A 7,883-nucleotide genomic window follows, 5' to 3' on the forward strand; every position below is an offset into this window, starting at 1 on the left:
AAACTAAAATTATTAATTATTATTTAGAAAATTTAAACCAAGATTTAATAGTTTATCCTGAATTAGCTTTATGCGGATATACTGTTTTAGATTTAGTTTACAAAGAAGATTTTTTACACCAAACAGAGCTTGCACTCCAAGAATTAATAGTACTCTCTACCCAATATAAACCTGCTCTTTTACTGGGTACTATTCATAGAGAAAACGGATTTTTATATAATACGGCAGCTTTTATTAAAGCCGGAATTATCACTTATATAGCTAAACAAGAACTTCCTAATTATGGTGTCTTTAATGAAAAACGCTATTTTAGTACCCGAATAACTAATAACCTAATTACTCTTAAGAGTTATAGGTTAGGTATTTTAGTTTGCGAAGATATGTGGCATCAGAGTATGTTAAAAACTATTCCTAAGGATCTTGATTTATTAATTAGTATTAATGCCTCACCTTTTGAGTTTTCAGCTACTAAGGAATATAATAAAGTAGATATTCGTCTAAATGTAGCCAAAACAGCTATAACAATTAGCAATACTCCTGTAATTTACTTAAATTTAGTAGGAGGACAAGATGAGCTGGTTTTTGACGGTAACTCTTTTATCATAGATACTCAACATACTGTAAAGTACTTGGCAACTTTTGCTGAAGATAGTGCTTTGGTAAAACTATCTAAAGATAAACTGCTAACTACTACCTTATCTACTAACTTCTCTCCCTCAATTTCTGGCAACAATACTAATAATCTTAGAGCTACTAATACAGCACTAACTGCTATCTCAAATATTCCTACCCATCTAGACAACCTAAAAAGCAGTAATATATCTTCCCCACAGGTTGTTTCAAGAGTTACTACTATTAATACACCTTTAGCTATAATTTATCATGCCCTAATGTTAGGATTACAAGATTTTATTGTAAAGAATAATTTTAAGGGAATAATTTTGGGTATTTCTGGGGGAATTGATAGTACTCTCAGTGCCACCATTGTTGCAGATGCTTTAGGAGTACACAGATTAATCGGCGTAACCATGCCTTCTCCTTTTACAAAGCAAATAAGTTTAGATATAGCAAAAAACTTAGCTAATGATTTAGAAACTAAATTTTTAAATATTCCCATTCATGATATCTTTAATACTTATCAAACTACCCTAACCACAGCAATTGGTAATATTGAAAAAACTAAAGAAAATTTACAAGCACGAATCAGAGGGCAAATTCTTATGGCTTTAGCTAATCAGTATAAAGATTATATAGTGCTTACTACAGGAAATAAATCTGAGTTAGCAGTAGGTTATTGTACTTTATATGGAGATACTTGCGGAGCTTTCAATCTACTAAAAGATTTATATAAAAAAGATGTTTATGCTTTAGCTACTTGGCGAAATAAGAATTTGCCACAAAACACTCTGTTAAATAAACTTAGAATTATTCCAAAATTAGCCATAACTAGAGCTGCTTCTGCAGAATTGGCACCTAATCAATCAGATGAACAAGCACTAATGCCGTATCAAGACTTAGATGCTATTCTAGAGGATGTTATAGAGAGAAATCTATCTTATAAACAACTTATTAAGCATCATAATGCAGAGAAAGTTGCCAGAGTCTTAAAATTATTGCATAATTCTGAATATAAAAGGCAGCAGAGTGCTTTAGGAATTAAGCTTTCTCCAAGAGCTTTCGGAAAAGATTGGCAATTCCCTATAACCAATAATTTTAAGGAAAAAATATAAAATGACTGCTTGTATTGTAAGATTTGCCCCCAGTCCCAGCGGTTATCTACATATGGGAAATACTAGAACTGCTTTAATGAATTTATTAGTAGCTCAAAAATTACACGGTTCATTTCTTTTAAGAATTGATGATACAGATACGACAAGAGTAAAGCCTGAATATACTTTAGCTTTAAAAGAAGATTTAATTTGGTTGGGTTTTTCTTGGGATTTAGAATTTAATCAAGCATCCCGTCTTGAAATTTACCGAAGTTTTCTAAAACAGCTCCAAGACTCAGGTAGGGTATATGAATGTTTTGAAACTAAAGAAGAATTAGAATACAAAAAGAAATTACAATTCTTACAAGGAAAACCTCCTATTTACGATAGAAGTATGCTTAACTTAGATTCCACTACTAAAAATACTTATTTAGCAGAGGGTAGAAAACCTTATTATAGATTTAAAATAGATCATAAGGATACTATCTGGTGCGATCTACTTAAAGGAGATATACGCTTTCAGGGGATACATTTAAGCGATCCAGTTATTATTAGGGAAGATGGTACTTTTTTATATATTTTAACTTCTGTAATTGATGATATAGAAAAAGGTATTACTCATATTATTAGAGGAGAAGATCATATAGTAAATACAGCTATTCAGATTCAAATGTTTGAATTTTTTAAAGCTCCCCTCCCGCAATTCGGGCATTTATCTCTAATTACTACTTTATCGGGTGAGGGATTTTCTAAAAGATTCGGCTCCTTATCTATTAGAGATTTAAAAACTCAAGGGGTTCATCCTATGGCTATTAATAATTATTTATTTATGTTAGGAATAGGGGAAAAAAATCTACTTTACCCTAATCTAACTGCTATCACCCAAGCTTTTGATTTAAATCTTTATAGTAAAGCTACCGCTAAATTTAATGATACTAAACTCTGGCAAATTAATAAACATATTTTACAGAATCTTAGCTTTAAAGAAGTATTACCTCTACTGAATAATAGTAATGTCTCTAAGATTACTCAAGAACTCTGGGAGGCAACAAAAAATAATCTTAATAAATTAACAGATCTCAATACTTGGGTTAAGGTCTGTTACGAAGAAATCTCTACAACTACAACTAATCAAGAATTAATTAAATTAGCTTTAGAGATTTTACCTATTGAGAATTTTTGGGATAATAATATTTGGCACACTTGGATTAATTTAATTAAAACCAAAACTTCTCTAACCGGAAAAGAATTATTTATACCCTTAAGATTAGCTATTACTGGTGTATCTAGCGGACCTGAGCTTAAAAACTTATTACCACTAATAGGATATACAAGAACTAAAAATCGTTTAACAGCACTAATTACTTAAGAGAATAACCCCCAAAATATGTTAAAATTATATAATACTTTATCTAAACAATTAGAAGAATTTCAACCCATTAATTCTCAACATATTACAATGTACGTGTGTGGACCTACGATTTATGATGCAATTCATATAGGGAATGCTCGTTCTTTAATAGTTTTTGATACATTATTCAGAATTTTAAAAGATATCTACCCAAGAGTTACTTTTGTAAGGAATATTACCGATATTGATGACAAAATTATCAGTGCTGCAAAAGCACAAAATCTAACTATTACCGCATTAACCAACAAAGCTATTAAGATTTTTCATAATAATTGTCAAGCTTTAAACTTATTACTTCCTACTTATGAACCTTTAGCTACAGCTTATGTTACCTCTATGCAAACTCTTATTACTAAGTTAATAACAAAAAACTATGCTTATGTAAACAAGCAACATGTATATTTTTCAGTGGAGAGTTTTAAAGCCTATGGAAACTTAAGTAATTTCTCTACACAAGAATTAATAGAAGGGGCTCGGGTTGAGATTAGCTCTCATAAACAAAATCCCCAAGATTTTATTCTGTGGAAACCCAGTAATAAGGATGAACCAGGTTGGATTTCTCCTTGGGGATTTGGGCGTCCAGGATGGCATATTGAATGCTCAGCTATGGCATATGAGCTTTTAGGAACAGAATTTGATATTCACGGAGGAGGGTTAGATTTAATTTTTCCTCATCATGAAAATGAAATTGCTCAAAGTTGTTGTGCTTTTGATACCAACAAAATGGCAAATTATTTTTTACATAATGGCTTTGTTATGGTAAATGGTCAAAAAATGTCTAAAAGTTTAGGAAATTTTATAACTTTAAATCAGCTCTTAGAAGAGAATCATGGTGAGATAATCCGTTTATCATGCTTGCTAACCCATTATCAACAACCTTTAAATTTCCAAGAAAGCTCTTTAAATCAAGCTAAAAATATTTTAGATAAATTTTACCAAACTCTAAATCATGTCGCAATTCTTCCTATAGTAAAAACAAGCCTTTGCCCTGAATTTACTGCAGCTTTATTAAATAACCTAAATACTCCTATGGCAATAACTATTCTACAAGAAAAATTAACTCTTTTAAATAAAGCTATAACTAAGAAAGAACAACAAATTCTTAAATCAGCTCTACTTAAATGTGCCAATCTTTTAGGTATTTTACAAATTGATCCTAAAATTTATTTGCAAACTCTGCCTAATACTGCTAAATCTAAACTAAGCATTGATACTAAGGCAATAGAAACTTTAATTCTTAAAAGAAATACCGCAAGATTAAATAAAAACTTTAGTGAAGCAGATAAAATCAGAACAGATTTAGAAACCTTAGGAATAATTATTGAGGATACTTTAAATACTACAACTTGGAGAATTAATAAATAAATGTCTACTACTAAAACAGAGAGAAAAACTGAACAATTTTGGAAATATAAATCCCTAAAAGAAATGACAACTCAAGAGTGGGAAAGCTTATGCGATGGATGCGGTAAATGTTGTTTAGAAAAATTAGAGGATTATGATACTAAAGAAGTTTATACAACGAAGGTATCTTGCAGATTATTAGATCCTAAAACCTGTAAATGTACATCTTATGAGAAACGTTTTAATTATGTAGAGGATTGTATTAAGCTTACTCCTCATAAAATTACTACTATTAAATGGTTACCCAAAACTTGTAGCTACAGGTTAGTTCATGAAAAAAAAGATTTACCTGATTGGCATCCCTTAATTACTAAAGATAAAGTTTCTACTCTTAAGAGCGGTAATTCTGCTAAAGAATTTGCTATTCATCCGGCTTTGGCAGATAAGGGGTTAATTCATTATATTATAGAAGAATAATGCAATTACACTATTTACAAGATACTCTTAATAATAGTTATTCTATAAAACTTATCAAAAAAAAGCATGTAAAAAAACTAATTATTAAACCTGACTATAAAAATCAAGGAGCTATTGTGAGTATTCCTCGTTATTATTCTTATAAATACGGGTTAGATTTTGCTAAAAATCATTTGGCATGGTTAAGAACTTGTCTGAAGAATATTTCTTACAAATTTCTGAGTAACAAAGCTTTTCTTAACATCCTAGGAATAGAATACCCTCTTGTCTATATTAATCCTCAGAATAAGCAAGTACGACTTACTAAAGAAGCTACTCAAATTATAGTTTCAGGTAATATTGCTAATTCCCAAAATTTAGAGCAAAAAATTATTCAATTCTATAAACAACTAGCATTGCAACACTTTAGTGATTTAGTTAGAGAAAAAGCTGTTCTCATTCAACAATCATATAACAAAATTAGCATCAAAGATACTAAAAGTAAGTGGGGGAGTTGTTCTAGTAGCAAAAATTTATCTTTCAATTTTAGGCTAATGATGAGCCTACCTTATGTAACGGATTATGTGGCGGCTCATGAAGTTGCTCACCTCATACATTTAAATCATAAATCAGAATTTTGGAATTTAGCATTTACATTAGCTAAACACCCAACCCAAGCAATTGAATGGTTAAAACAATACGGTACTTCACTATATTGGGTGACTACTTAATTATAAACCCACTACTTAAGGAGTATATGCACATCTGTATTATAAATAAAAAAGATAGAAACTTATTATAAAAAAATTTGTATCTGTAATATATTTGTCCCAATATCCTAATAAGATTAAAATAATTATAAAGATGATTACTGTAGAACTTAAATTTTTTCTAAAACTGCCGCAAAAAATCCCTCCATTCCTCCATGTTCTGCAAAATGATAGGGGAGAATTCTTAAAAATCCTTCTTGAGTTATTAAGTCTTGATGAGAAAATACATCCTCCGCAGTAATAGGAACTAATCTAACACTACTATCTTCTTTTAAAAATTTAGTTATTAATTCTTCCCCCTCTGCTTTCTGTAGAGAACAAACACTATAAAGAATTTTTGTACCTGAGGTTACATTATTACAAATATATTTTAAGAATTTAGTTTGAATTTTAACCGCACTATAAATTTCTACTTCCCCTTTAATAGTAAAAATCTCAGGATTTTTCCGAATAGTTCCAGTACAAGAGCACGGTGCATCTAAAACTACTATATTAAAATCTTGAAAATTATCTATTTCTAATAGATTTTTTTCAATCAATTGTACTCTATCTTCTAAGCCTAACCTTGTTAAATTATTAAACATTTTAGTTAATCTAGGTTTAGAGATCTCAAAGGCTGTAACTTTAGCTCCTAAAGCATCTAATAAAAAAGTCTTACCTCCGGGAGCAGCACAAACATCTGCTACTTTTTTATCATTTAAGCTATTTTTTAATAATGTTATAGTTAAACTGGAGGCTGCAGATTGTACCCACCAATATCCTTCATTATAGTAAGGAATATCTTTAATACTTATTTTATTTTTTATTCTTATACTATGATTCGTAAGCTTTACCACAGACAGATTAGTAGTTAATAATTCTATATGAATAGGCTCTTTTACACTAATATCTATAATATGTTCTTGGATAAGAGCATCATAAATTTTTGAAGCTGTATTAAGCCCATAATCTTTACTCCATAGTTGAAATAAAAAATTATTTTGTTTAATATCTTCATGTGTAGGAACATCAATTTTCTTAATTGCCTTATGTAATACTGCATTAACTAAAGAGGTGTATTTATTTAACGCTAAAGCCTTTGTTAATTCTACATAAGTATTAACAATGGCATAATGCGGGGTTCTAAAATACAATACTTCACAAATAGCTAATCTTAATATATTAATAATTTTAGGATTAGTTTCCGTTTTAATAAATTTAAATAAATAAGCATCTATAATTCCAATATGCCTAAAGGTTGAAGAGACTAAGTTTCTCACAAAAGATTTGTTAAGATCTTCTAATTTAAGATAAATTGTAGAAGAATCCAATAAAGACTCTATAAATTGTTTTTTACATATAACTTGCCCTATAATATTATGAGCAAGTTCTCTAGTACGCATAAATAAACATAACATAATATTTTTCCTACACCCACGGATTATAGGAAGAGGTTTGTCTAGGAGAAGTGTGATTAAGAAATGTTCGTACACTAAGATTTATTGATGCATTTGGGGTAGAAAGATCTGAGGAAGTAATACCCATAATTTTAGCTAGATTATTTAGAGCAGTCACTCTATTTTGAGTAGCAGGGTGTGTAGAGAATAAAGAATCTTGTGCATTTTTATTATGCAAAGGGTTAATAATAAACAAATGAGCATGAGCATGGGAAGTATTGGATTGAAACGTTTTACTATAGTACTCTAATTTAGTTAAAGCATTAGCCAGCCATAAGGGATTTTCACAAATTTCTGCTCCTAATTTATCAGCTACATACTCTCTTTGTCTGGAAATTGCCATTTGAATAATGGTCGCAGCAATAGGAGCTAAAATCATCATTAATATCGCTGTTATAGGAGAACTCCCTTCTCTATTGCGTCCGCCGAATAAAGTTGATAACATAAACATATTACCAAGCATTGAAATAGCTCCGGAAATAGTTGCTACTACCGTACTAATTAAAGTATCTCTATTCTTAATGTGAGCAAGTTCATGAGCAATTACCCCCGTTAATTCTTCTTTAGATAATAATTTAAGAATACCGGTAGTTACAGCTACTGCAGCATTCTCAGGATTTCTTCCCGTAGCAAAAGCATTAGGCATTACCTCTTCTATAACATAAAGTTTAGGTAGCGGAAGCTTAGCTTTTTTTACTAGGTTTCTAGTTATAGTATAATACTCGGGAAGATCGGAAGAGCGTCGTGTAGGGAAAGA

Annotated in this window: 6 protein-coding genes; 5 read left to right on the forward strand and 1 reads right to left on the reverse strand. The window is 30.3% G+C overall.

Features of this window, described 5'->3' with window-relative positions; translation table 11 throughout:
* The 5 genes from ACQCX0_RS04040 to ACQCX0_RS04060 all read left to right on the forward strand — a co-directional run.
* Positions 1-1,730: NAD+ synthase (locus ACQCX0_RS04040; RefSeq protein ID WP_462562895.1), on the forward strand; the 1,730-nt coding region annotated here is incomplete at its 5' end.
* A 1-nt stretch (position 1,731) separates the two neighbouring features.
* A complete protein-coding gene (gltX, locus tag ACQCX0_RS04045; RefSeq protein ID WP_462562896.1) occupies positions 1,732-3,078 on the forward strand; it encodes a glutamate--tRNA ligase in 1,347 nt (448 codons plus the stop codon).
* An 18-nt stretch (positions 3,079-3,096) separates the two neighbouring features.
* Entirely contained in the window at positions 3,097-4,485 is a 1,389-nt protein-coding gene (gene cysS, locus ACQCX0_RS04050; protein ID WP_462562897.1) for a cysteine--tRNA ligase, read from the forward strand.
* Positions 4,486-4,941, forward strand: a complete 456-nt coding sequence (locus ACQCX0_RS04055) for a YcgN family cysteine cluster protein (RefSeq protein ID WP_462562898.1) — start codon at positions 4,486-4,488, stop codon at positions 4,939-4,941.
* Positions 4,941-5,651: a M48 family metallopeptidase gene (locus ACQCX0_RS04060; RefSeq protein ID WP_462562899.1), complete on the forward strand. Its 711-nt coding sequence runs from the start codon at positions 4,941-4,943 to the stop codon at positions 5,649-5,651. Before ACQCX0_RS04055 ends, ACQCX0_RS04060 begins: the two co-directional genes overlap by 1 nt.
* Positions 5,652-5,800: 149 nt before the next feature.
* On the opposite strand, the gene ACQCX0_RS04065 is transcribed toward ACQCX0_RS04060, so the two are convergent.
* A complete protein-coding gene (locus ACQCX0_RS04065; protein WP_462562900.1) occupies positions 5,801-7,087 on the reverse strand; it encodes an RsmB/NOP family class I SAM-dependent RNA methyltransferase in 1,287 nt (428 codons plus the stop codon).
* Positions 7,088-7,883 lie beyond the last annotated feature (796 nt).

The sequence above is a fragment of the Candidatus Hepatincolaceae symbiont of Strigamia maritima genome (assembly GCF_055505085.1).